Below are 26,522 nucleotides of genomic sequence, written 5' to 3'. Positions count from 1 at the left end.
TTAAAACTTATACTTTACGCATTTTCTTTTTGAAATTCTTTTATTTTATTATTTAACTTTGTAGGAAACGGCACATCAACTTCAATTGCTTCTTTCGTAATTGGATGCAAGAAATTTATCTTCATCGCATGCAATGCTTGACTGGACATATATTTTGTTTGTCCACCATATAATACATCCCCAACTAGTGGATTACCATTATGACTCATATGAACACGAATTTGATGTGTTCTACCCGTTTCTAATTGTAACGTTACGAAAGTCGTGTTTTGCTTCTTAAAATACTTTTCTACTTTATAATATGTGATAGCTTGGTCACCTTTTGGAGAAATACGACGCCTTGTAGCATGATGGCGATCCCTTCCGATAGCAGCATCAATCTTTCCTTGTTTCTTCTTTACTTTCCCTTCAACGAGCGCTGCGTACGTTCTTTTAATTTTTCTTTCCATTAATAGACGATCCATAATTGCACCAGCAATTCTATGCTTAGCAAACACGACACCACCTGTCGTATCTTTATCTAAACGATGAATATGACGCACCTTCGTCTCTAAACCTTGCATTTGAAAATGAAAAGCAACAAGATTTGCAAGCGTCCCGGTTCCACCTTTTTCAGCAGGGTGTGTGTCCATTTGCTCTGGTTTATTTACGATAAGTACGTGATCATCTTCGTATACTACATGTAATTCACCATATTCTGGATCTACACCGTACTCTTCCTCCGCAAACATATGGACTTGTAACTTATCGTTCTCTTTTAAAAGCTCATTCCATCTTCTTTGTTCCCCGTTAACTGTAACACCTTTTTCCATACGAAGCTGATGTAATAGCTTTTTCGGTATTTCCCATTCTACTTTTAATACCGATTCAATACTTATACCATTCCATTTAGCTGGAACGATAATTTCACACCATTCGCCCTTTTTCTTTGTTTCCATACTGTTTATCACCTTATTTCTATTGATTCTCTCATTGTAACGGAAAACACACTTTGATGCACTGCCAAAAATAGAGGACAGTCTTATAATAGACTGCCCCTCAAGCTCTAAGTCTTTTCATTTCTAACAATACTTCTTCAGCTTTTTGTTCATATGATAAATCTTTAAAGAAATCCGCCAACCTTTTATAATCATTGTAAGCATCTAATAAATCGTCCATCTTTTCTATTTTCATCACTTGTTGTTTTTGTTTCATTTTTACTGGATAGCGATAACCTGATACTTCTTGTATTTTGTAATACTCATCCTCTACTTGAACGACCTTTACAAGTTCTTCCTCTTCTGCATCCATCGTATACCCGTCAAATTCTCTAAGTAGTTCATAAATGATATGAGTCCATTCATCTTTTGGATAAAATCCTTTTTCTAACCGATAACCGACAATGCGATACATATGCCCATCGTTCTCGGCAAACTGTACTGTATCATTTAACTTAAACTTAAAATAACGAAACATTGCCTTCACCTACTTATTATGTAATGTTCTTATCACATACTATTTGCAAAATGTAGGCTTTGCTATTCATAAAAAATGCTCATCAATATGATGAGCATTTTTTATGATGATTTTTCTCGTTTTTTTCGAAATGGTAACCACCAGTTCCAGTCTCCAAATAACTTCATTAAGCTTGGTACGAGCATAAGACGAATAATTGTTGCATCAAGAAATATTGCTAATGCAACGCCAAGCCCCATCTGCTTTACTGGTAAAATATCAGTAAATGCGAATGCACCAGTTACAACAATCATTATTAAAGCAGCTGATGTAATGATTCTACTTGTTGAAACGAGCCCTTCTAACGTTGCTTGATCGTTATCTCCTGTTTCTTCATAGAGCTCATGAATACGTGAAATAAGAAATACTTCATAATCCATACTAAGCCCAAATACGAGGCCAAAAATGAAGATTGGTAAGACAAACAGAACCGGACTCGCTTCTAAACCGAAATGACCACCTTCAAATAACCAAACAACAATTCCAATGGTTGCACTTAAACTAAGTATATTCATAACAATTGCCTTAATTGGAATGAGTATAGATCGGAATGCAAATAATAATATAACAAAGGTCGATCCAAATATAACAGACATACCAATTACAACTTTATCTTTAATTTCATCTTCTAATTCTTGTTGAAACGTCGTCATTCCGCCTAGATAATACGTAACATCCGTTTCTTTATAGTTCTTTTTAAAGTCACGTACCCACTGTTTTGCAGTCTCTGTACGTGGTTTTGTTTTCAAAAAGATTTCTATCGTCGTCTTATTCCTTTGCGTGTATGCTTCAAATACAGGAGTTAGTTTCGCTGATTCTGGCGACTGCAATATTCCAACAACTTGATCTGCTTTCATTCCAGTTAACCCGTCGTATAAACTTCTTACTTCATGTACTTTCTTATCATCTTTTAACTTTTGAACGACTTCTTCTATCTTTTGTAGACTTTCTTTTTCTTTCATATCTTTTTTCGTCTCTACAACTAACGTAACATCAGCGTGTGTTTTGAAAGTTTCATTAAATGCTTCTTCATACTTTTCATATGCAATCCTTGTATCACTCTTTTCAGGTAAAGCTTCAACACCAGGGAACTGCAAATTCGCTGTACGTAATGGTAATAAGCAAATAACAATAAATGTTGTAACAACAATAATCATTGCAATTGGATGTTTCATCACAAATTGTGCAAATTTACGCCATACTTTTGCCGGCGTATGTGCTACTTGATTCTTTTTTAATATTCTTTTACCTATTAACGATAATAGTGCTGGAAGAAGTGTGAGTGAGAATAAAATGCTCATAATGACAACAATCATTCCGCTAATCGCGACAGATTGAATATAATCTATCTTAAAGAAAAACAAACCGGATAACCCAACAAATACGCATAATCCTGAAAATACAATCGCACGTCCTGCCGTTTGATATGTAATTGCTATCGCTTCTTTTACCGTTCGTTTAGCAACTTCCTCTCGAAAACGGTTCACAAATAATAGCGCAAAATCAATAGATAATGCAAGTCCAATCATCGGTGCAACGTTTAACACGAAAATAGATAGTTCTTTATCAACACCGATGAAATACAATATCCCCATCGTACTAATAACACTAAGCGCCCCATTCAAAATCGGTAAAATTGATGCCAAAAGACTACCAAACGAAAATAGTAATACAAGAAACGCAATTGGTAATCCAATCATTTCTGCTACTTTTAAATCATTTTGCGTTCTTTCATTAATCTCTTGATTAATTTTCGGAAATCCTGTAGGTGTTACTTTTAATGCTACATTACTTTCTTTCTCAATCTCATCAGCAAATTGTAATGTCTTTTCCATTCTTTCTTTATTTGTTTTCCCGGAAAATAAAATTGTCGCATAACCGATGTCATCTTGTAGCATTTCTTTATTTTGGATTGGGTGATGGAAAGATTCATAGCTCTCTTTCTCTTGAACATTCTTTACAATTTCATCTATTCGCTTTTTAAATTCCTCATGCGAAGCATCTTTATTTTTCTCAAAAACGAGCAGAAGCGTATCTTGAGACTTCTTAAAATCTTGATCTAAAATTTCTTTTGTTTTTTGATAGTCGCCTGCCGTTTGGAAACCGTCACCACCTAATACTCCCGGTAGCTTTGGAGCAAAAATCCCAAGTGCGATTGCGAGCAACAGTAACGCTACAATTACTGTATAACGAAACTGATACAAAAAGGCTCCTAACTTCCCCCACTTATCAACTTTATGTACGTTTGTCTTCACACATTTTCACCTACTTTAAATAATTCAATTGTCACTTATACTGTATCACATCTTGATATAAACAAAAAACGTCTGGAAAAACTATAATAATAGTTTTTCCAGACGTTTTTCTATCTCTCTTTATTAAGCCCTAATCTCTCAGTAAGTAAACGATGGTAGTAAATCGCGATAATTAACAAAATACCACCTACGCAGTAACCAGCTAAAATATCAGTTGGGTAATGTACATTTAAAATGACTCTACTTAATCCAATCGATAGAATTACTATACCCATCAAAATCGTTGTGACACATTTCCCAGCTACGCTTTTCAAATTAGCAGCAATGATATAAGTAAGAAATCCAAATGTCATAATCGATAGCATTGCATGTCCACTAGGAAAACTATATCCAAGTGCATCTAGCGCTTCATTTAATGACGGACGTTCTCTCTTTACAATCTCTTTTATCCCTTTATTCACAAGATGTGTTATTAAAATTCCCATTGGATATACAATCATCGCAGCATAATAACGCTTCTTCCAAAAAACAAGCAAACTTATAACGAGCGTAGCGACTATCCCAATTGCTGATCCCAATTTTGTAAAGTACGAGAAAAATATAAGAGAACTTTCCGTTTGTAGCCCTCTTACTAATCCACGGACATATGTATCCATCACTGTAACGCCACCTGCATGTACGCGCCAAGCAACAATACCAAATACAGCAAATAACAAACCGATACACATTACCTCATACTGATGTAACTTCTTCTTCAAACGATTTCCTCCTACTATGAAAAAATGCGATTTCTACTTTAGAAACCGCATTTCCTTACTTATTTACCTTTTGTTTTTAGCTCTGTCCAGTAACGATCATAGTCTTTTAACTTATCGTCTACATCAACAAGCCATTCTGTACGATCTAACTCTTCTTTCGTTAAGAAAATCATGTGATTATCACGGTATTCTTTACTATGAAGAGGATGAGCTTTTTCATTTGGATTACTGTAACCAATTGACTCGTAGTTTTTCACACTTACTTTTTCATCTAGTAAGTAGTTCATAAATTTCTCAGCAAGCTCTTTATGTTTTGCACCTTTTGGAATTGCTAACGTATCAGCCCAAATTGTGCCGCCTTCTTTCGGTACAACATATTCTACATCTTTATTATCTTTTGCGATAAATGCTGCATCTCCAGACCAAACTGTTCCGATCCAAGCATCTTCTGTAATGAATTTTTGTTTAATGTTATCTGTATCAAATGCTAATAAGTTTGGAAGCAGCTTCTTTAAATCATCTGCTGCTGTCTTTAATTGTGTATCGTCTTTCGTACTGTTTGAGAACCCGTGCTTCTTAAGACCCACTCCTAATACTTCACGAGAATCGTTCAGTAACGTTACATGTCCTTTATATTTCTCATTCCATAAGTCCGCCCAGCTTGTAGGTGCTTCTTTCACATACTTTTTATTGTATGCAATCCCTGTTACACCCCAAGTGTACACTAAAGAATATTTATTCTCTGGATCAAACGCAGGTGTTTTGAAATTAGAAACCATATTTTCGATATTCGGGATATTCTTTTTATCTAACGGCGCTAATAAGTCCATTTTCGCCATTGTTTTAACCATGTAATCCGACGGCTGGATTAAGTCATACTTTGCGCCACCAGCTTGTAATTTCGCAAGCATTTCTTCATTACTTGCGTACTTGTCATAGTTAATTTTCACATTATATTTCTTTTCAAAATCTTTTAGCACTTGCTCATCAAAATTGTCAGCCCAACTATAAATATTTAATTCTTCTTTCTTTTCACCACAACCAGCAAGCACACCAGCAACAAGGCTAAAACTAATTGCTGCGCCAGCTATTCTTTTCATTAATTTCATCGGTTTATTACCCCCTTGTACTTTCTATATCGTTCGTATTATAAAGGAAGGTGTCCTCCAGAGTTTTCTTCACCATCTGCACCTTTGTTCCGGAAGATTTCAGATAGAACCATTAATCCTACGATAGCAACAATTAAAATTGTAGAAAGAGCATTAATTTCTGGTGATACTCCGCGCTTAACCATACTGTAAATGTATAGTGGCAATGTTGTTGATCCTGGTCCTGATACGAAGAAACTAATTACAAAATCATCAATTGATAATGTGAATGTTAATAATGCTGCCGAAATAACTCCCGGTGCAATTGCTGGGAACGTTACATAACGAAACGTTTGCCAAGGCGTTGCTCCTAGATCATTTGCAGCTTCTTCTAAGTCACGTCCCATACTTGAAAGACGCGCAGCTAAAATAACAACAACAAACGAAATACTAAATGTAATATGTGCAATAATAATCGTTGTTTGTCCAAGTTCCATTCCTAACTGGCTGAAAAGAATTAGTAAAGATAATCCCATTAAAATATCAGGAATTAAAATTGGTAAATATACAAGGCCATTAATAGCCCCTTCGAAACGATATTTATAACGATGTAAAGCAATTGCAAAGAATACACCAAGTACCGTTGTCACAATCGTTGTTATAACTGCAATCGTAATACTATTTACAAATGCATCAATAACATCTTGTTTTTGAAATAAATCTGTATACCAATGGAATGTAAAACCTTCCCACTCCGCATTAATGCGAGAGTCGTTGAAAGAATAGACCATTAAAACCATCATTGGAAAATACAAGAATAACAAAATTAACCAAGAATAAGAAACTAAAAACTTCTTCATCTTTGCCTATTCCCCTCCGTTCTCATTATATTTATATACTTTCGTTGCACGATAATATAAGTAAATTAACAGAACAGAGAATAGAACAACGATAATCGATAACGCAGATCCAAATGGCCAGTCACGTGCACCTAAGAATTGATTTTGAATAACGTTTCCGATTAATGCTACTTTCGATCCGCCCATCACGTCTGATACAACAAACATTCCGATAGAAGAAACGAATACTAAAATAGAACCAGTCGCAATTCCTGACATCGTCATCGGCACTGTTATATTCCAAAATGCCTTTATTGGTGTTGCTCCTAAATCATAAGCCGCTTCTAGCTTACGCTTATCCAGCTGCTCAATTGCTGCATACACTGGTAAAATCATAAATGGTAATAAAGAATAGACCATTCCGAGTATTACAGAAGGAGTATTATATAATAAATTTAACGGTTCACTAATAATGCCAAGCTTTAATAACAACGTATTCACAAGACCTTGTGAACGTAAAATAACAATCCATGCGTATGAACGAACAAGAAAGTTAATCCAAAACGGGATCGTTGCCAATAATAAAAGAATAGAGCGGTATTTGCGGTCAACAATTGTAATTGTATACGCAAACGGATAGCCAATTAATAAACATATTACTGTTGTAATAACTGCGATTTTAACAGTTTCCCATAACGTTCCTAAGTACAATGGATCAAACACACGGGATATATTCTCCAGCGTAAATTGCATTTCTACTGTCCCGTAAGCTCCGCGCTGCATGAAGGCGAATCCTAATACGAATACGAGCGGGGTTAGGAAGAAAATTAACAGCCACGCGACTGTAGGTAGTGCGAGTAATTTCCCTTTTTTCAATTTAAGGTCACCTCGTCCTCTTGCTCCCAGCCTACATATACATTATCTCCAATGCTCCACTGCGCTGCCTCTTCAGCAGTTTGATATGCCATTAGTAATTCTGATGTTTTCTCATCACGTACATAAAGCTTCTCCATATTTCCGACAAACTCGATATCTTCAATATGTCCAAGATGGTATTCTTTTAAAATTGACTCTTCAACCGAACGTACTTTTACATTTTCAGGGCGAATTGCTACATAGCCTTCCCCGTTTTTCACAATATTATTTTCACCGATGAATGTCGCAACGAACAATGTTTTCGGCTTATTATAGATTTCTTTCGGTGTTCCGATTTGTTCGATATGTCCTTTATTCATAACTACAATACGATCGCTCATGCTCATTGCTTCTTCTTGATCGTGCGTTACGTATATGAACGTAATTCCTAAATTACGTTGTAAGTTTTTCAATTCACGTTGCAAGTCTTTTCGTAACTTAAAGTCAAGCGCTCCAAGTGGCTCATCTAATAGTAATACACGCGGATTATTTACAATCGCTCTTGCAATTGCAACACGCTGCTGTTGTCCACCAGAAAGCTTCGCAGGTTTACGATTACGGAACTCAAGTAACTGCGTTAAACGCATTGCCTCTTCAGCACGCTCTTTCTGCTCTGCTGCTGATACTTTCTGCATTTTCATACCAAAACAAATATTCTTCTCTACTGTCATATGTGGGAATAGTGCGTAATGTTGGAACACTAGGTTCATATGACGCTTATATGGCGGCAAATCGTTAATTCTTTCATCATCTAATAAAAGATTCCCTTTAGTTGGAGTTTCAAATCCTGCGATCATACGAAGTAAAGTCGTTTTCCCGCAGCCACTCGGCCCTAAAATTGTTAAAAACTCTCCCTCTTTAATATCTAAAGAAAGAGGTGGGATAATCACTTGATTTCCAAAATGTTTTTCAACTGCTTCAACTTTAATAATCTTTTTCATTTTCCCGTCCTATCTACCTTAAATTTTTAATTTTTATATTCATGAATAAATATTTATGTTCTATAGACTATTTTTTGTTTCGATCCAAACAAAAATGGTTATTTAACAAGCGTTCGTTTCTATTCTTTATGTAGTATGTTGGATTCATTTTCGCATGATACATAACGTCGAACAGAAAAACCCCTTCCATTGCGAAGGGGCTATTATCATACGGCTACGCCTACTGATAAACACCATCATCATTTTAACAACTTTCGTATGAATTTTAAAGCACTTTTTGTAGAAGAGTAACGAATTTTCATGTCGAATGCTGTAGATTGGCCTAAAATGCTTTTATAATGTGAAAAAGTCCGAAAACTTTCTTTCCCATGATAACCCCCTAATCCACTACTTCCAACACCACCAAAAGGTAAATATGGCGTGGCAAGATGATAGACAACATCATTAATACAGCCTCCACCATATGAAATATTACTCGTCACTTTCTTTTGTACTTCTTTATCTTCAGAAAATACATATAACGCTAACGGCTTCGGATGTTGCTGGATTGTGCCAATTACATCTTCTATGTTGTCGTACTCTATGATTGGTAAAATCGGACCAAAAATTTCATCTTCCATAACAGTATCTTTCCATGTAATATCCGCTAGTACTGTCGGTTCAATATGTAATGTATCTTTCTTATAGTTTCCACCAATTACGACTTGACCATCTTGTAAAAATCCACATAATCGTTCAAAATGACGCTCACTTACAATACGCACATAATTTTCATTTTGCAAAGGTTCTTTACTATACTGCTCTGTAATTTCATGTCGCAGTGCCTCAATTAGCTTTTCTTTCACGGAAGAATGCACATACATATAATCAGGCGCTACACACGTCTGCCCTGCATTTAAAAACTTACCCCAAACAATTCTTCTTGCTGTCATCTCTATCTTTGCATCTTTATGTACAATACAAGGACTTTTCCCGCCAAGTTCTAAAGTGAGCGGCGTCAACTGTTTCGCTGCTGCTTCCATTACAACTTTTCCAACTCCAACACTACCAGTAAAGAAAATATAATCAAACGGTTCCCTCAGCAAAGATGTACTCTCTTCAACGCCACCTTCTACTACCGCTACAAGCTCTTCTGGGAATAATTCATCTAACATTCTCTTAAGCACTTTTGAAACGCTTGGCGTTAACTCTGACGGCTTTAAAACGATTGTGTTTCCAGCTGCCAGTGCTCCTACAAGTGGTGCAATTGCTAATTGAAAAGGATAGTTCCACGGTGCAATAATAAGCGTCACACCATACGGTTCTGGCACTACTTTTCCTTTTGATCCAAAATGAGTGAGTGCTGTTCGAACTCGTTTCGGTTTACTCCACGATGACATATGTTTCAATTGAAAGGAAATTTCTTTTAATACATATCCAACTTCCGTTGTAAACGACTCGTGAACTGACTTATTTAAATCTAATTTCAATGCCTGAAATATTTCTTCTTCAAAACGCTGAATGCCTTCATAAAGCTTCTTCAAATTATTCTTTCTCATTTCGATGCTTCTCGTATGCCCTTTTAAAAAATATTCCTTTTGCCTACTTACAATAGAGGAAATACTCATTCACTCACCTTCTCCCACTATTTTTATCCAATTCTTTCATTATTTATATAGACTTCATATATAACAAATCTCTATTCTTAAGGTTACATTATATATGACTTTTTCAGCTATATAAAATTCATTGCTCACAAAAAAACTACCGAAAGAAAATCTCTCGGTAGTTTTACTGTATTAACGATATAAACGAACAGCACCTGCAGAATTATCATCAGCTTGTCCTACTACTTCAAATTTCAAACCAAGCTTCGGTAAAATACGTCCTGCATCTGGAATCTGTTGATTAATATACGTTTTAGAATCATCAAACTTTGGTACGCCTGCTAAGCCATCATACGTAAATGTTCCACGCGTTGGAGATACGACTTTCCAAGCTGGCGTTTTGTCGAATGAGAACGCTGCATCAGCGATTTGGAATCGTGTACTACTCTTAACTGTTGGTTTACCATTTAAAGTACCAACAATTGCTTCTGGATGAGAATCAACTACACCAAGGAAACCGTGTCCTGGATGTACACCAACCCAGTTATCTGTATAAGCTGAATCTGCATACCATACAACCATACCAGTGTTAAATACTGGACCGCGAGCAAATTTCAACGCGTTATCTGCCCCAGCATAGTTTCTCCACTCAACATAGTAGTTATGTTTTTTCTTCTCTGTTCCGTTAGATACAACGAAACCATCTAATTTTAATTGTGGTGTACCTTCTGCGTCATCAGAGAATACTACTTTACCATCTACTGTTAATGAAGCATTATCAAGAGCGAATCCATTTAATGCTAAACCACCATCAGTAATGTAATCAAATGTTAATTTTACTTTCTTGCCTTTGAATTGACTTAAATCATATGATTTGTCAATCCATTTTCCATTTGTCGAATCTGCATTTCCACTATTTGCTTTCTCACCAAGTCTTTCAATTAACGTTTGTTGACCATCTTCCGTTACAGCGTGTACTTCAAGGAAATCATACTCTGCTTCAATTTCATATAATGATTTGAAGTCAAATTTTGCAGTCGTTGCATTTGTTAAATCGAACAGTGGTGTTTCCATCTTCGTATGAAGATCATCACCTTTTGTGCTGTAGTAATACTGTTTTCCAAATGCCGGCTCAATTGTTTTTATATCTTTGTCTGGTAAGTTAACACGAATCATACCCGGACGGTTAGATTTCGTAACACTTTGATCCAAATATGTCGCTAGACCGATACCTTTATTTAATTTCTCGTAATCTACTTCTACGATATTTGCCCAGTTACCACCGATTGTTTTTTGGAAAAACTCTTTATTTTGTGGTGAGAAACTCGTTGGCGTCGTTCCAGCGATTTTACCAGCCCAGCTTCCGCCACTCATAATAGACCAAGCTTCAATCGGCTCACCTTGACCACTATATTGTGTATCATACTCATCTGGAAGACCTAAATCGTGACCATATTCATGTGCGAATACACCAACCGCTCCATCTTCTGGTTCAATTGTGTAGTCGAATGCTGCCATCTTTCCACCCCAATATGGTACTTTCGCTTGTGTACCTTCAATTGGGAATGGCTTTGGTCCAACTGTCCAACGGTGCGACCAAATTGCATCATCGCCTAATTTACCACCGCCTGCTTCTTGTCCAACACCCGCATGAATAATCATTAAGTGATCGATTAAACCGTCTGGTTGATTTTTATTTCCATCACCATTTACATCGTATTGATCAAATTGGTCGAACTCTGATAAATCAATACCACTATCTACAGCTGCTTTTAAAGCATCTTTTACTAAATCACGTGGCCCTTTTGGTCCTTTATTATCATGGCCGCCGCTAGCAGCATCTGCACCGTAATCAGCCGCCTTACCAGGAACTGTTAACCATTTTGTAACTGTTCCGTCCACTGTGTAACTACCACCAGATTGCTCTTCGTAATATTGTTTAAACGTTTCGATTTTACTTCCATCATCTAATGTGAATGGCTCGTTGCCGAATAACATTTTTTCATAATGTTCTTTATTAAAATCGTTAGAATACATATATCCAGGCTCTTTGTCGATATTATTATGTTTAAAGTCAGCGTACTCTACAAGTAAAACGAGTACTTTGTCTTTACGAACTTCACCGTTATAGTCTTTTTGTTTCGCTGGAGAAGTTGGTACTTTACCATTTAGACCGCCTTTAACTGGGCCTGTCGCTGCAGGTGTGCCTGTTGCTGGTTGATTTAATTTTTCTTTCGTGTCTGCTTTCGCATCTTTCACTTTCTTTAAAAAGTCGGATGCATCTTTCGTAAGTTGGTCCCCATTCGCTGCTTCTTTCCCAGGATTTTCACCCTTTTTGTTCTCTACATACTTTTCGACTGCTTTCTTTGTTTCTGTCTCTGAAGCCTTCGAATCAATTACCCCACGTTTTTTTAATGCATCTGCTAAACGTTCTTCCGGAATTAAATGATCATCAACTGGGCTCGTAGCTGTTTTATTCACAGGCGTTTCAGCATATGCAGATTGAGTGCCAGCTCCGAATGAAAGGCCTAATACAGCTGTCAATGCGATTGATGACAAAACTTTGAACGGTTTCTTGTTCATCCCTTATTTCCTCCCCTAATAAATAATATGTATTACAAATTGAATTTTATTAAAAATTCAATATTTTTTCAATATTTAGTCATATTATGTAATGTTTTTAATATATTTGTAAAAATTTCATAGTTAGCATACGAATATATCACAATTCAACAATGTTTTCTGAAAATATTGAAAGTTTTTATCGAACAATTTATAATTTCCATAGAGGGAGTTTAATGGGGATTTTATCTTTGTTTCATCTACACAATATTTGATAATTCACTATATAAAACACAAAAGCGGATTGCATTATCACGTATTCTGTAGCAGCAATTATGACCGATAATTAGGGAGGAATTACATTTGTACAAAGATAAGACAGACGCACTGGATCAAGAATGGATTGATTTAATACTTGAAGCTCTAGATGCTGGTATCGCCATGCAAGACATCGAGCAATTTTTCCAACGTATGAAGCCATCCAGTCAGGCTCAATAGGTTTGTTCTTTTTAACGAAGTTTATGTTATAATAATGACATCATAAGACAACTACATATTGATAGAAAGGTGCGCAAATATGATTGGAGAACGTATAAAACGCCTTCGTTTACAAAAAGGGATTTCATTAACTGAACTTGCCGAAAAAGCTGGCGTTGCTAAATCTTACATTAGTTCTATAGAACGAAATTTACAAAAAAACCCTTCCATTCAGTTTCTTGAAAAGATCGCAGCAGTTCTACAAATTCCAGTTGATACTTTACTTCATGATGAAACAACAAAGGAAACTAACCTAGACTCCGAATGGACACAACTCGTTAAAGATGCAATGAACTCTGGTGTCTCCAAAGAACAATTTCGTGAATTTCTTGAATTTACAAAGTGGAAGCAAAATCAAAAATAATAATAGAAAGAAGTGCTTACAACCAGCACTTCTTTTTCTTTATAAAAAAAAGCGGGAATACCCGCTTTTTTATTATTTTTCTTCCCCAGCTTCTTGGTTAGCATTGAATGTCCATTCTAAATTCAATGTATCACCTTGGAAGATATTTTGGTCTTTTCCATCATCTACAAATTCAAATTGTACCCATAGATAATCCTCTGTACCAGCTGCTAATCCACCCTTTTCTCCCCACTCAGGAGCAAAGATATCTTTAGCTAAAAGATCTGGATCAACTTTTTGTAAGTCTGCTAAAGTTGTTTCGTATACAGGCTCACTTTGTTTATCCCAGTTCCAAAGGAATTTTACTTTAACGTGCTTACCAAAGTCTTCACCAGCATTATCACCTTTTGCATCTTTAACAGTATACTTTGTTGCTAATTTAACGTCTTTAATAGTTAACGAACCGCTGTTTTGTAATAAGAACTCTTTCTTAACAGAATCCCCTGGTTTTAAATCTTTAATATCTACAAGCGTCTTAGGGTTTAATGTAAGGTCTAACGTCCCAGCTGCAAATGTATTGTTTGATACTTCTTTATCGCTAAAGAATGCAAATGTTCCTCCACCAATTAAAGCTAACCCCAATGCTGCTGATGCAACTCCCATACCTAATTTCTTTTTCAGACTCACAATCAATTCCCCCTAGCTTTTTTTTATATTTTTATCACTTATTTTTCAATAAGAGATGTAAAGAAAACTATATTAGCTTAGCTAATATGCGTTCTTTTTTAAAAACCTTATGTTCATTATAACGAACGATCCTATATAAACACAACACATATTTATTAATATTTTCAGTTATTTTTATTTCTCAATATCATTTAGACTTTTCAGAAAAAAACAATGATAATTTATAACTTTTTTCACACTCAAATCATTTAATACTATAAGAAAAAAGAAAAACAAAGAGGTGAGGGCTAACGTTCCCTCACACTCGTATAAATATTACTAGTCTTGCTTATTCGTTCACTCTCTCTTACACCACATTCTTGTTTTCCGGCTGTTTCACTAAAGCAGTTACTCCGCTTTCTTTTGCTCTTCTACTTTTTTCTGTTCTTCAGCTTTCTTTTGTTCCTCTGCTTTCTTCTGTTCTTCTACTTTCTTCTGTTCCTCTGCTTTCTTCTGTTCTTCTACTTTCTTCTGTTCTTCTACTTTCTTCTGTTCTTCTATTTTCTTCTGTTCTTCTATTTTCTTCTGTTCTTCTATTTTCTTTTGTTCTTCTATTTTCTTTTGTTCTTCTATTTTCTTTTGTTCTTCGGCTTTCTTCTGTTCTTCTGCTTTCTTTTGTCCTTCCGCTTCAATTGCAACGTTTAATTGTTGCTGAAGAGCCTGAATTTGCTCATCAATAGCTTTCAAGCTAATTTCTTTCTCAATATAGTCACGCTTCTCTTTGATACTGCGGAAGCCTTCATTTACATATATGGACACTTGCTGCATCGACTCATCTTTATTTACCTTTAATTCTTCTTGTATTTGATTGTAAGGAGCTTCTATTTCAGTATATACATTTTGCAGGGCTTCCTTCTCAGCAACAATTTTCTCACGCCCTTGTTGCCATACAGAAATCGCCTGTTTTATTTCTTCAATAGAAGTTGCTTTCGATTTTCCCTTCATCGTTCCATACTCACGCTCAATAAACTGTTTATGTTTCTCAGATTGCTCTTTTAACGTATTAACTGTTTTCGGAAATATGATTGCTGTAGAAAGCGTCGCTTCTACTTTCGTTTCATGAATGAACGCCGCTTCTGTATGCGTCATAATTTGAGATCCTAAATAAAACGTAATAGAACACATACACGGCAATATAAGCATCTTTTTAAAATTACGCGGTCTTTTCAGCATCTTAATCTCTCCCATCGAACATTGCGTTCTTTATACAGAACATTATCTATATTATAGTAAAGAACTATTAAAATTGATAGACAAATACTAGAAAAATAGAAAAAGGGCTATCCATGTGATAGCCCTTTTTCTTATTATCTTTCTTCACCTGCTGTTTGTTGTGCATCAAACGTCCAATTTAATTGTAACTTATCGCCTTGGAATTGATTTTGATCTTTTCCATTATCAACGAACTCAAATTTCACTTTGAATTTATCAGATTTACCTGCTGAAATACCTTTTTCATCCCAGAACCAAGCCGATAAATCATTATCTACAGCTGTAAGTGTGTCACCTTTTAATTTATCTAAAGTAGTTTGTTTCACAATTGTCTCATGCTTATCTACATTTTTTAAGAATGTTACTTTAATATGTTTACCAAAATCATCTTTATTGTCTTTCTTTACATCTTCTACATTATAATCTGTTTTCAGTAGAACCTTTTTAATATTTAAAGAGCCTTTATTTTCTAGTTTAAATTCTTTTTCAATTGTATCCCCAGGTTTTAAATTCGATACGTTAACAACTGTTGATGGATTTAATGCTAAATCCAGTGTTCCAGCCGCAAATGTATTGTTTGACACTTCTTTATCACTGAAAAATGCAAATGTTCCTCCACCAACTAACGCTGCTCCTAATACTGCTGATGTAATACCCATTCCTAATTTTTTCTTTAAAGTCATGTCCATATCCCCTTAATATATATTTGTTAACTTCCTAAAAGGAAAGTATAACCAAACGAACTAGACAGATTGTTCTACTTTTTTATCTTTCTTTTCTCCATCAATGCTACGAATAGCGCCAAAAATAGAAATCGCGGAATAACCAAGTAAAAAGACTCCTGGAATAATAAGAAGCAATGCTGCTCCCGTTTTAGAATTCGCATAATTCAGTAAATAACCAACATACGGAACTGTAATATCTGCATACTTTCCAACTACATTTTCTGCAAGTACTGGCTCTAAATCTGGTCCGTTGTTGTTATCCCCTTTTGTTTCATACATTACTTTTCCATTTGTATCTTTCACACCGATAATACGGTGAGTGATAATTTTTTGATCTTTCTCTTTAAAGGTAATAACATCACCTTTTTGATATTTGGAACCATCTTTGTTTGGTTCTATTGCAATGATTGATCCTGTTAAAAACGTCGGCTCCATTGATCCTGAAAGAACGCTCTTAAATTGATATCCCATCACTGTCGGATCACCACCGCTTGCTTTTGAAGAAATAACTACAAAAGCTAAAAAAACCATCAATGCAAATAAAACAAATGAGATCGCGTTGCTAATTATCTTCCATATTAATTTCATCGTCTCTCTCCCTCTCCGTTGTTTTATATTATTTGAAGTATACAATATCCACTTGCGTTCTTTAACAAGAACACAAGTAAATGATATAACGAACTTCAAATTATTGCAATAAGAAAATTTACAATTATTAGTTATTTAAAATATAGAAAAAAGACTGTGCCAAAATTTTACACAGTCTTTTTATTAGTAATTTATTTACCTTCTGATTTCATTCCTTTTGTATTTCGGCGCAACACTACATATAAAATTGCTCCAAATAATACAATCGCACCTATCCCAACACTTATTACTTTCACATTTGAGTCTTTTACTTCAGGCATAGTTGTATCTTTTTTAGGCATCGTAAAAGTGACATCTTCTGTTGAAAGAACATTTACCGTCGCAATTGTTTGATTATTTTTCGTAATATCAACTGCACCAACTACCTCACCACGATGTATTCCTTTATGATATAAAGATTCTTTATCTAATGAAGCCGCCCGGAAAATAGTTTTCACATTTTTCCCTTCATCTTTCTTAAGCATAAGCTCCGCACTTTGTTCCAACTCAGAATTAACATCTTTATTTAAATATGTTGTTTTTTGATGCCAATTATGTTTATCAAGCACCATTTGCTTCGTAAATTGACCGAAAGAATATTCCGCCATCTGCTTCAAATCTTCATAAATTTCAGGTCTTTGAGAAGCCATTACTACGCTTATAATACGATTTCCATCTTTCTCATTTAATAAAACAAGTGTATTACGTGCTTCATTCGTAAACCCTGTCTTACCGCCAATGCTATATGGATTTTCAAAAAAATTAGATTTATTAAAAATAGACACCGTCTGCCTAGACGTCGTAACTGTCGTTCTTTTCGTATTCATCGCTTGTAAAATTTCAGGATACTTTTGCACACCCTTCGTAATCATAGCCATATCATACGGCGTCGTATAATGGTTCGGATCATGCAATCCATTCGGTGTTACAAAGTGGCTATCTTTCGCCCCCAATTGCTTCGCTTTCTCATTCATCATATTAGCGAAATTCTCAACACTCCCGCCAATCCGCTCCGCAATCGCATACGACACATCATTCGCACTCAGCACCATTAAAATCATAAGCGCAGTATTTCTATTAATTGTCTCTCCAGGTTGAAACTCAATTTGATAATTACTCTTCTCTTGATCTAATGCTAATTGTGAAAATGTAAATTGATCCTCTGGCTTTGTATGCTCCATGAGTAAAATCGCTGTTAACACCTTCGTCGTACTAGCAGGAAATGCGCGGTGATATGCGTTTTTGTCATACAAAACATCTCCTGTTTTTGCATCAATTGTCGTTGCAAACTGACTAAAAACATTCGGTCCTTCCGCAGGTGGTGGTGCAACTTGTTCTGGATTTACTCCAATATTCGTCTCAGCACGCAATGTTATGGGCGTCAAAAAAAACGAACAAATAACTGTAATAAAAACCAAAATTTTCTTAAAATTTACCATATGACTCTCCCTTTTCCATTTACTCCTTAACAAAATAATAAATCTACCAATCATATGTAATTTGTATTATATTGGAAGAATTTTCACTATTTTTTACTATATCATACTTTTACGATAAAGAACATAAATATACAATAAAAATAAGAAGGAATTACTCTTTCTTATCCTTCTCATCAATCAACGAATCTATTAACTTTTGACTAGCTTCCTCGGGCGTAATCTCATCTGTTATTCCCATAAACGACCAACCTTTAGAATCAACCCACTCAACAAACTCTTGTAAAAATTCATCATGTGTAACATCCACATCAAGAATCGATCCATTAATCGAAATCGTTCTATTTTTAGACACGCGCATCTTGAACGTTTTTCTTACCATTACAACTTTTCTCCCTCTACTTCTGAATATTTATAAAGTGACACTTTCATCAACCCTCACGAATCGGACTTTTACGGGCATTCCGACCCGAACCTAACTTCTTTACTTTTGCTGAATTTCGAGGTAAGGGATCTTACTGCCCGCAAATAGCGAGATAAAATAATCATGTATCTCTGTTATACATGATTTTCAGTAAATTGTAAAAAGGATATATTGGCCAATTGGCATATTGAAACTGAAAATCTATCATTCTGCAAAAATATCAAATGATATGTAATTGATCATAAATGACTAAATAGATTCACATAAAAATAAAATAACTTACATTTTACCACACTAAATACAAATGACTTTCTTACAATGGAATGGAGTATATTAGAAGAAAACTTAAAATGAGGAGGAATCTCATGACGCGTTGTACGTATTGTAAAACGAAGTGGACAATAAAAGATGTATGGGCAATACTCGTGACATTTGAGAAGGATTGTCCGTATTGTTTTATGAGACAATATCTATCAAAGAAAACGGTGAACGCTATGCCAGAACTTATAAGCTTACCTTTACATTTCTTACTCCCTTTTCTTGTTGATTTGAGTGCTGAAGGTCCTTTGGATTGGTATCGTAAATAATATAACCACTACATCCAAAGACTAATTTCTACTGAATTCGCTTCTCATCATTATTCCTTCATACATTACTAGCATAATCGCTTATACTTTCCCTTTTGAAGATTCTGTAGCTCAGCAGGAAGAGCGTCCTCTGAACAAGGTTTATCAATTATGACTTTAATAAACGATGATATATGCATACTGTTAAGCATAAAAAATTAGCATTAAGTTCCACTCAAATATTAATTGAAACCCAACACTCCATTTAATCTGTAATCTAGAATACAAGCAGTGTTTTTTATTATGCATTTTTGCATATAATATTATTTTCTCTTGTAAATAGATAATAATATTATATAATAAAACCAACGTTTTACCAATAAAAGGTAATAAGAAGTAGTGGAATAAGTAATAACCAAAGCCTATTAACAGATTTGTTCTATATAAATCATGATACATATATGGAATCAAAACTATGAAATTTTATGTAGTGATTAGATTACTACAAGATGAAAGATTCATAGCGAATACACTTAAGGAAAAAACGTTCGATTAGATTAATGTGATATCTATCGAACGAATTGAGAATATACTTAGGGGGAATTTCAAGTGAACGCATTTAGTAAGGTATTATTAACAGGCGCTTTAGCTTTAGGCGGTTTAACAGCTATGAACATTGATACACCGAAGGCACATGCTGACGAATGGGATGGTTGTCATTACATTTGTGGTCCTGGTGAAACGGTGAACGGTGTTACAGTTCAGGTACACTCTACACAAGTTACTTTTGGTAACAGCGTAATTGCAAGAATTACAAATGACCGAGCTGAAGAAATTCATTACAATGTCAGCCTTGAAAAGAAATATGGCGATAGATGGGGAGAATTTGAAACCAACTTCCGTTGGCAAAATCAATGGGTCCCAGCTGGAAGCAATGATGAAATTGCAACTTTCACAGGATATGGCGATGATATTTATGAGGATGGAACATATCGTTATAAAGTCGAAATAAAAGGCGCTGACGGTTCTATTGATACAATTTACACAGCAGGAATGACAGTTACAGGGCGATAGCTCATGACTGAGTTGCATTATTTATGATTGTATTTTTGATACTATCATTGATAATTGCGGTGATATTATTATTAAAATAAGCTCTTCGGGGCTTATTTTTTATATAAAAATTCGAGCATTAATATTACGAAAATTTCATCTTTACACTATTGAAGTTTGTTGCTATTATAGGAATACACCAAATGTTACAATATTCAATAAATTATAAAAATTATCTTATTATATGAATGAAAACATATTGCTGGTCGTAATATTTATAGTTGGGATCCCGTAGCTCAGCAGGGAGAGCGCCACCTTGACAGGGTGGAGGTCGTGAGTTCGAGCCTCTCCGGGGTCATAAAAAAGAGACACCATATCAACCTTCTACGTGATATGGTGTCTCTTTTTATCTAATTCAATCACTTTCCACCAAACATCTTCTCCAAAGACTTCGCATTGGCAAACAATACTTCTTTCAAGTTATCGTCAGCAACGATTTTATAGTCGCCATCTTTGTCTTTCTTTAAGTTCAATGTAACTTCGCGAGTTGCCATTGCTGCATCTTTATCCGTTAAGTTTTTGATGATGGTTGAGGTCATTGTTTTTTCGATCGCTTTTTCAGATTGTTCTTTGTCTTCGCTAAATGCGCTAGCGAAGGCCATTGGCATAACTTCTCCCACTGCTTTTGTTACAGCAACGGATAGATCAGCAGATGTAATTTTCACTTTTACTTCTGCTTTGTCATCCTTTTTCGATACTTCTTCTAGCTTTTCAAATTTAAAGTTCTTTGTAATTGCACTTAGCATTGCTTTTGCCTCAGCATCATCTGTTTTTTCATTTAGTTTATTAAATTCCTTGTCACTCTCAACAAATGTACGAGCCTTTTCTACATCACCTTTTTGTATCGCTGTTAAAAATTCTTCTGTAGTATCTTTCGGATTTGCACACCCTGCTAAAACACCTGCTGTTAATCCTACTACCATCATTAATAGCAATAATCTCTTTATCTTTTGCACGCTCATTCTCCTCTTATCTTTTCTAGTAAGTCAGCATCATACAATATTATGAAACTGACATTACAAACATTTTTTAGTATAGCATTTATATGATTCGTTTTCTATTAATTCCCAAAAGATAAAAGACCTTGCAGCATTCCTACAAGGCCTCTCTTATATCAATCTGTATCCGTAGCACAAATGAACCACATTTTCTGTTCCCTACTATCTAATACCATCCACATACTCCAATCAAAAATCATAAGCAATAACCAAAGCGATATATTAATAGCAGTAAATAATAAATATAAAATGAAATCTCTCTTTTGCATTGCTCCTCTATTCATCAAAATGTAAGCGACACCAATAGGAGGAAAAAGACTAATATTTTTCTTAACGACTACGGATACGAAGTTAGTGTCTCCATATGAACCTCCTTTTCATCATAATACTTGCTTCAACATCAGCCTCACTACCCTATATTCATCACTATAAGCTTCCTTTATGATTAAAGGCGGGTAATCACTTTTTTCTTCCTCAATCATTATGAATACTTCTGTTTTCTCTTGTAATGTATTAGATTCTCTATTTTTAGTAGGTTTTTTTACTTGTTTTAATTTTCTTTGTTACTTCGCCAAGTTTTTGCCCAACTTCTTCTACTTTGGCAGGTTCATTCGTAACATAGTATTCTTGTTCGTCCCATACTAATATAGGTGGCACTTGTTCTCTTTTGTTACATATTATATAAGTAGTATACAAGTTAATAAATAGAAGATAGTTTTTTTATTCATATACTACACTCCTTATCTATCATTTCATTGGATTATATAACACAATTTATTTTCAGCAAATGGATTTGGTGGTAATTTTTAGGTTGAACAATAAAGAAAAACCTTACCAAAGTAAGGTTCCGTTTTTACATTCTATAGTGACTGATTAATTAATACGATCATTACAATAATTGCTATAAGCATAATAACTAAACAGCCGATTAATTTATAAAATCCTCGCTTCGTTAACGTCCCACCTTGAACGTCTTTACGAATAAATAAGAATACGGCTAAAAATAATACAAGCCCAATGCCAAAAGCATACATCATTTGCATATGTTAATCTTCCTTTCTCTCCTCCATCTTAATATCTTTTTGCTAAAACAACAAATGAGATAAAGACGGTACTCATTGTAAGTGCCATAAGTATATTCAATAATTCAGTAGCTGATAGTGTAAGTATTTTTAAGTTTAAGCCGATAGAGAAAAGAAGATAATATGCCGTTAATGCAAAAAAGGTTACAAACATTCCTTTATAACGAATCAGTTTCATTCGCTCGTCTTTTTCTTTAAATTGTGGGTGCAAGTAACTAAGGCAGAAACACATAATCATCATTGCAAGTAACGTATAAGTAGGACTTGGCGGTGCAGAATGCGTCATTATACCTGTTAATATCATAAATCCACTCATAAATAGAAAAATAATCCCCATAATTACAAAGTACTTTTGTGAATAATTCATCCCTATTCCCCCTCTTCTTTTCCTTCATAAATAAATACATGTTCTATTGTTGTCTGAAATGTTTTCGCTATTTCAAATGCTAGCGGAAGTGATGGATCGTATTTCCCTTTTTCAATTGAGATAATGGTTTGTCTGGAAACTCCAAGTTGCTCAGCCAACTTTTCTTGAGATAGTCCAAATTTTTTTCGGTATTCGACCATTTTATTTTCCAAGGAAATTTCTCCCTCCTTCCATATACCGAGTATATATGTAAAGTAAACTTTACGTCAAGTTCCCTTTACATATATTTTAATTATTATTCACGCTATTTATATAGAAGAAACTTTTTTAAATTTCAGCACGTCTATTTTGAAGCGAAACACGGAACACTGTAAATAAATGTTACTATATCTCCTCACTTCTTTTTTTAAAATTTAATATCTCCATATTTGTTTTATCCTTTTAAAATATTTCATTTATTTTTTATTTCACGAAATGCGTTATTTGTTTTACGGTGTTTTTCGTCATATTTATAGAAACTAACTGTTTATGGAGCATTTTTTATGTTTAGCAACTTTTTTTGTAGAAATCCTTCACTTTCCTTTCAATATTTAACACTATCTAAATAAAGTTTACGATAAATTCATAATTTTTTATTTTTTATACTATATTCCGTTATATTGTTGTATAATATCTATGAAAGCGCTTATTATTTCAATATACATAATTCAAACTATTTTTATCGAAACATTCTAACTATTATACCTATATTTAAATACAACAATTATAGCTATTAGTATAGGCATACCAAATATATCCACCCCATTTTTCTGTAAAATTACTTTATAACATGAAAGATTAACTTGGGTGATAAGTTATTGTGAATGTTTTTTTACAAAACAGATAAGTAATAGTGTTTGGTATTATGTAAATTATTGTAATAACATAAGAGTAAAGAAAACATTTACATTGATTATTGATTCATTACTTATTGAAAAAGAGCAAAATGCACCTTTGTATGGAAAAGGATTATATGCATTGGGAGGTTTAAACAAATGACGAGGAAGAATACAACGACAAACCCTTGGGCCAAGTTCCACGGTCCGAACCTTGGTTATGTTATTGAGCAGTATGATCTTTACGTAACTGGAGCAGGTTCTGTTGATCCGGAATTACAAGAGCTTTTTGAAATTTTTGGAGCTCCTTCGTTTCAAGATGATGTCGTAACAGGGGACAACACAGCAACACATTTTTCTCCTCAAAACACAGGTAACATTGAAAAAATTCTTAAAGTCGTTCAACTTGTTGAACAGATTCGTTCTTTCGGGCACACGTTGGCTCACATCAACCCGATGGAAGATGCTGCAAATGGACAATCTCTTCTTGAGAAAGCAATGAACGAACTGAGCGATGCTGACTTGAAAGCGATTCCAGCGAAAACAGTATGGCCAGATGCACCAGAAGGTATTCACACTGCACTTGATGTAATTCATAGATTAAAAGACGTTTATACAAAATCTTTAGCTTATGAATTTTCTCATATACAAGATAGTGAAGAACGCGCGTGGTTGCATCAAATGGTGGAATCAAATTCATTGCGTCAACCACTATCAAATAAAAAACGAACTGCTCTTTTAAAACGTTTAACAGCTGTTGAAGGTTTCGAGCAATTCTTGCATAAAACATTCGTTGGGCAAAAACGTTTCTCTATCGAGGGCGTTGATATGCTTGTACCTGTTTTAGATGAAATTGTTCTAGAAGGTGCTAAGAACGGCGTAGAGGATGTCATGATTGGTATGGCTCACCGCGGTCGCCTAAGCGTACTTGCTCACGTATTAGAAAAACCATATAGCCACATGTTTGCTGAGTTCAAACATGCAAAAATAGAAGGCGCAGTAGCTAATTCTGGCTGGACTGGCGACGTGAAATACCACCTAGGTAGAGAACAAGTCGTTAGTAACGAAGAAGTTAGTACTCGCGTTACATTAGCAAATAACCCGAGTCATCTTGAGTTCGTGAATCCTGTAGTAGAAGGTTTCGCACGTGCGGCTCAAGAGAATCGTAAAAAATCTGGTCTTCCAGATCAAGATACTTCAAAATCATTCGTAATTTTAGTTCATGGTGATGCTGCATTCCCTGGTCAAGGTATTGTATCTGAGACGCTCAACTTAAGCAGATTGAACGCGTATCAAACAGGCGGAACGATTCATGTTATCGCAAACAATGCAGTTGGTTTTACGACTGATAGCTATGATTCTCGTTCTACAAAATATTCTAGTGACCTTGCAAAAGGTTTCGATATTCCGATTGTTCACGTGAACGCGGATGATCCGGAAGCTTGTCTTGCAGCTGCTAACCTTGCGATTCAATATCGCATGTTGTTCAAAAAAGATTTCTTAATCGATTTAATTGGTTACCGCCGCTACGGTCATAACGAAATGGATGATCCAGCAGTTACGCAACCACAAGTGTACAAAAAAATTAAAAACCATCCAACTGTAAGAGCAATTTATGCAGATCAATTACAAGCTGCTGGTGTTCTAAATGCAGATGAGGTTGAAACAATTACGCAGTTTACACAAGAGCAATTAAAATCCGACTATGCACAAGTACCACCAGCTGATACGAGTGATGCAACAATTCACGTTAAAGTACCAGATGTTGTTGCAAAAGGTATTCAGTCAATTGATACTGGTGTTGAGATTGACTCACTTCGTGCAATTAATGAAGGTCTACTATCTTGGCCAGAAGGCTTTAACGTATATCCGAAAGTGAAGAAAATTCTTGAGCGCCGTAAAGATGCTCTTGAAGAGAACGGTAAAATTGAATGGGCACTTGCTGAGTCATTAGCATTCGCTTCTATTTTACAAGAAGGTACGCCAATTCGTTTAACTGGTCAAGACTCACAGCGTGGTACATTCGCTCATCGTCACATCGTATTACACGATACTGATACAAATGAAACATATTCACCATTACATCGCTTACCAAACATTAACGCTTCATTCTCTGTTCATAACAGTCCGTTATCAGAGGCTGCTGTTGTTGGGTACGAGTATGGTTATAACGTATTCGCTCCAGAAACGCTTGTTATGTGGGAAGCGCAATATGGTGACTTCTCAAATACTGCGCAAGCATTATTTGATCAATATGTTTCAGCAGGAAGAGCAAAATGGGGTCAAAAATCTGGTTTAGTTCTTCTATTACCACACGGTTATGAAGGTCAAGGACCAGAGCACTCTAGTGCACGTCCTGAACGTTTCCTACAGTTAGCTGCTGAGAATAACTGGACAGTTGCCAACTTAACGAGTGCGGCACAATACTTCCATATCTTACGTCGTCAAGCATCTATCTTAGGAACAGAAGCTGTTCGACCATTAGTACTGATGACGCCGAAGAGTTTATTACGTCACCCGCTTACGCTTTCAACTGCTAGTCAGTTAAGCGAAGGACGTTTCCAACCTGCTCTAGAACAAGAAAACCTTGGCACGAAACCAAACAAAGTAAAACGCCTTGTTTTAAGCACAGGTAAAATGGCGATTGACTTAGCAGCAGAAATCGAGTCTGGTAAACATGACTACAACTTAGATGAAATTCATGTCGTTCGTATTGAACAGCTATACCCATTCCCTGCTGAGAAAATTCAATCTATTATTAAACGCTTTAAAAACTTAGAAGAAATTATTTGGGTTCAAGAAGAACCTCGTAATATGGGCGCATGGCATTACATGGCTCCAATTCTGTTCGAACTAGCTGGAGATAAAGTGAAAACAGGTTATATTGGACGCCCAGATCGCTCTAGCCCATCTGGTGGCGATCCATTCGCTCACAAAGCTGAGCAAGAACTAATTGTTTCACACGCTTTAGATGTGAAGTATAACTTCCGTCAAGATAAACAAGAAATTGAAGTTTTCAGCAACTAGAAAGTAACAATGAAAGTTTCTAGCTT

General features: G+C 35.2%; 25 protein-coding genes, 1 tRNA gene and 2 pseudogenes. 6 read left to right on the top strand and 22 right to left on the bottom strand.

The features are described from left to right. Positions 1–14: 14 nt before the first annotated feature. The 10 genes from ACTFRY_RS10865 to inhA1 all read right to left on the bottom strand — a co-directional run bounded on the left by ACTFRY_RS10865 (position 15) and on the right by inhA1 (position 12,459). Complete coding sequence (locus ACTFRY_RS10865) at positions 15–938, bottom strand: RluA family pseudouridine synthase (RefSeq protein ID WP_000448321.1); 924 nt, start codon at positions 936–938, stop codon at positions 15–17. A 100-nt stretch (positions 939–1,038) separates the two neighbouring features. After that, on the bottom strand, positions 1,039–1,455 hold the full coding sequence (locus ACTFRY_RS10860) for a hypothetical protein (protein WP_000490301.1): 417 nt from the start codon (positions 1,453–1,455) through the stop codon (positions 1,039–1,041). A gap of 101 nt (positions 1,456–1,556) precedes the next feature. Next, entirely contained in the window at positions 1,557–3,749 is a 2,193-nt protein-coding gene (locus ACTFRY_RS10855) for an MMPL family transporter (protein WP_098616847.1), read from the bottom strand. A 110-nt stretch (positions 3,750–3,859) separates the two neighbouring features. After that, positions 3,860–4,507 carry a phosphatase PAP2 family protein gene (locus ACTFRY_RS10850; protein WP_141536591.1) on the bottom strand — a complete coding sequence of 216 codons (648 nt, stop codon included), beginning with the start codon at positions 4,505–4,507 and terminating at the stop codon, positions 3,860–3,862. Positions 4,508–4,566: 59 nt separating this feature from the next. Continuing rightward, complete coding sequence (potD, locus tag ACTFRY_RS10845) at positions 4,567–5,616, bottom strand: spermidine/putrescine ABC transporter substrate-binding protein PotD (RefSeq protein ID WP_098616848.1); 1,050 nt, start codon at positions 5,614–5,616, stop codon at positions 4,567–4,569. 38 nt (positions 5,617–5,654) lie between these two features. Then, entirely contained in the window at positions 5,655–6,455 is an 801-nt protein-coding gene (gene potC, locus ACTFRY_RS10840; RefSeq protein ID WP_000714192.1) for a spermidine/putrescine ABC transporter permease PotC, read from the bottom strand. A 6-nt stretch (positions 6,456–6,461) separates the two neighbouring features. Further along, complete coding sequence (potB, locus tag ACTFRY_RS10835) at positions 6,462–7,310, bottom strand: spermidine/putrescine ABC transporter permease PotB (RefSeq protein WP_000715501.1); 849 nt, start codon at positions 7,308–7,310, stop codon at positions 6,462–6,464. Then, entirely contained in the window at positions 7,307–8,290 is a 984-nt protein-coding gene (gene potA / locus ACTFRY_RS10830) for a spermidine/putrescine ABC transporter ATP-binding protein PotA (protein ID WP_000720336.1), read from the bottom strand. Before potA ends, potB begins: the two co-directional genes overlap by 4 nt. Positions 8,291–8,529: 239 nt before the next feature. Next, positions 8,530–9,897, bottom strand: a complete 1,368-nt coding sequence (locus ACTFRY_RS10825; protein WP_044795467.1) for an aldehyde dehydrogenase — start codon at positions 9,895–9,897, stop codon at positions 8,530–8,532. A 171-nt stretch (positions 9,898–10,068) separates the two neighbouring features. Further along, on the bottom strand, positions 10,069–12,459 hold the full coding sequence (inhA1, locus tag ACTFRY_RS10820; protein ID WP_016117439.1) for a M6 family metalloprotease immune inhibitor InhA1: 2,391 nt from the start codon (positions 12,457–12,459) through the stop codon (positions 10,069–10,071). Between the two features lie 342 nt (positions 12,460–12,801). Here inhA1 and ACTFRY_RS10815 point away from each other — a divergent pair, with 342 nt between their 5' ends. Both ACTFRY_RS10815 and ACTFRY_RS10810 read left to right on the top strand, forming a co-directional pair. Beyond that, the gene (locus ACTFRY_RS10815; protein ID WP_000276219.1) at positions 12,802–12,936 is read left to right on the top strand and encodes an anti-repressor SinI family protein; all 135 of its coding nucleotides are present in this window, start codon (positions 12,802–12,804) and stop codon (positions 12,934–12,936) included. Between the two features lie 79 nt (positions 12,937–13,015). Beyond that, positions 13,016–13,339 (top strand): helix-turn-helix domain-containing protein, encoded by a 324-nt coding sequence (locus ACTFRY_RS10810; RefSeq protein ID WP_000578885.1) that lies wholly within the window; start codon positions 13,016–13,018, stop codon positions 13,337–13,339. A gap of 72 nt (positions 13,340–13,411) precedes the next feature. On the opposite strand, the gene calY is transcribed toward ACTFRY_RS10810, so the two are convergent. The 6 genes from calY to ACTFRY_RS10780 all read right to left on the bottom strand — a co-directional run bounded on the left by calY (position 13,412) and on the right by ACTFRY_RS10780 (position 18,426). After that, positions 13,412–14,005: a biofilm matrix protein CalY gene (gene calY / locus ACTFRY_RS10805; protein ID WP_000053713.1), complete on the bottom strand. Its 594-nt coding sequence runs from the start codon at positions 14,003–14,005 to the stop codon at positions 13,412–13,414. Positions 14,006–14,392: 387 nt separating this feature from the next. After that, the gene (locus tag ACTFRY_RS10800; protein ID WP_440032343.1) at positions 14,393–15,217 is read right to left on the bottom strand and encodes a DUF4047 domain-containing protein; all 825 of its coding nucleotides are present in this window, start codon (positions 15,215–15,217) and stop codon (positions 14,393–14,395) included. Positions 15,218–15,351: 134 nt separating this feature from the next. After that, complete coding sequence (locus ACTFRY_RS10795) at positions 15,352–15,939, bottom strand: CalY family protein (protein WP_000172854.1); 588 nt, start codon at positions 15,937–15,939, stop codon at positions 15,352–15,354. A gap of 60 nt (positions 15,940–15,999) precedes the next feature. After that, positions 16,000–16,569 carry a signal peptidase I SipW gene (gene sipW, locus ACTFRY_RS10790; RefSeq protein ID WP_000767793.1) on the bottom strand — a complete coding sequence of 190 codons (570 nt, stop codon included), beginning with the start codon at positions 16,567–16,569 and terminating at the stop codon, positions 16,000–16,002. A 191-nt stretch (positions 16,570–16,760) separates the two neighbouring features. Then, the gene (locus ACTFRY_RS10785) at positions 16,761–18,047 is read right to left on the bottom strand and encodes a D-alanyl-D-alanine carboxypeptidase family protein (RefSeq protein WP_098616850.1); all 1,287 of its coding nucleotides are present in this window, start codon (positions 18,045–18,047) and stop codon (positions 16,761–16,763) included. Between the two features lie 151 nt (positions 18,048–18,198). Next, on the bottom strand, positions 18,199–18,426 hold the full coding sequence (locus ACTFRY_RS10780; RefSeq protein ID WP_000251856.1) for a hypothetical protein: 228 nt from the start codon (positions 18,424–18,426) through the stop codon (positions 18,199–18,201). Positions 18,427–18,833: 407 nt separating this feature from the next. Here ACTFRY_RS10780 and ACTFRY_RS10775 point away from each other — a divergent pair, with 407 nt between their 5' ends. From ACTFRY_RS10775 to ACTFRY_RS10765, 3 genes are all read left to right on the top strand, one after another. Continuing rightward, positions 18,834–19,055: a hypothetical protein gene (locus tag ACTFRY_RS10775; RefSeq protein ID WP_000196288.1), complete on the top strand. Its 222-nt coding sequence runs from the start codon at positions 18,834–18,836 to the stop codon at positions 19,053–19,055. A 588-nt stretch (positions 19,056–19,643) separates the two neighbouring features. Beyond that, positions 19,644–20,108, top strand: a complete 465-nt coding sequence (locus ACTFRY_RS10770) for a hypothetical protein (RefSeq protein WP_000991074.1) — start codon at positions 19,644–19,646, stop codon at positions 20,106–20,108. Between the two features lie 264 nt (positions 20,109–20,372). After that, a tRNA-Val gene (locus ACTFRY_RS10765) sits at positions 20,373–20,445 on the top strand. 61 nt (positions 20,446–20,506) lie between these two features. Here ACTFRY_RS10765 and ACTFRY_RS10760 read toward each other — a convergent pair. From ACTFRY_RS10760 to ACTFRY_RS10735, 6 genes and pseudogenes are all read right to left on the bottom strand, one after another. Beyond that, positions 20,507–21,103 (bottom strand): DUF4878 domain-containing protein, encoded by a 597-nt coding sequence (locus tag ACTFRY_RS10760; protein ID WP_001169495.1) that lies wholly within the window; start codon positions 21,101–21,103, stop codon positions 20,507–20,509. Positions 21,104–21,242: 139 nt separating this feature from the next. Beyond that, positions 21,243–21,429 (bottom strand): annotated as a pseudogene (locus ACTFRY_RS10755) (hypothetical protein). A 96-nt stretch (positions 21,430–21,525) separates the two neighbouring features. Continuing rightward, positions 21,526–21,873 (bottom strand): annotated as a pseudogene (locus tag ACTFRY_RS10750) (hypothetical protein). Positions 21,874–22,005: 132 nt separating this feature from the next. Further along, entirely contained in the window at positions 22,006–22,188 is a 183-nt protein-coding gene (locus ACTFRY_RS10745; protein ID WP_097855591.1) for a DUF3976 domain-containing protein, read from the bottom strand. A gap of 28 nt (positions 22,189–22,216) precedes the next feature. Continuing rightward, positions 22,217–22,594 (bottom strand): hypothetical protein, encoded by a 378-nt coding sequence (locus ACTFRY_RS10740; RefSeq protein ID WP_001109911.1) that lies wholly within the window; start codon positions 22,592–22,594, stop codon positions 22,217–22,219. Positions 22,595–22,596: 2 nt separating this feature from the next. Next, the gene (locus ACTFRY_RS10735) at positions 22,597–22,806 is read right to left on the bottom strand and encodes a helix-turn-helix transcriptional regulator (RefSeq protein WP_098616851.1); all 210 of its coding nucleotides are present in this window, start codon (positions 22,804–22,806) and stop codon (positions 22,597–22,599) included. A gap of 822 nt (positions 22,807–23,628) precedes the next feature. Between ACTFRY_RS10735 and odhA the strand changes: the two genes are divergently transcribed. Further along, entirely contained in the window at positions 23,629–26,496 is a 2,868-nt protein-coding gene (gene odhA, locus ACTFRY_RS10730; RefSeq protein ID WP_098616852.1) for a 2-oxoglutarate dehydrogenase E1 component, read from the top strand. The last annotated feature ends 26 nt before the right edge of the window (positions 26,497–26,522 follow it).

The organism is Bacillus cereus group sp. MYBK195-1 (assembly GCF_051916605.1).
In the GTDB taxonomy this organism is placed as follows: domain Bacteria; phylum Bacillota; class Bacilli; order Bacillales; family Bacillaceae_G; genus Bacillus_A; species Bacillus_A cereus.
Note: the sequence above shows the minus strand (reverse complement) of the source record. Positions and strands in the feature narration are given on the sequence as shown.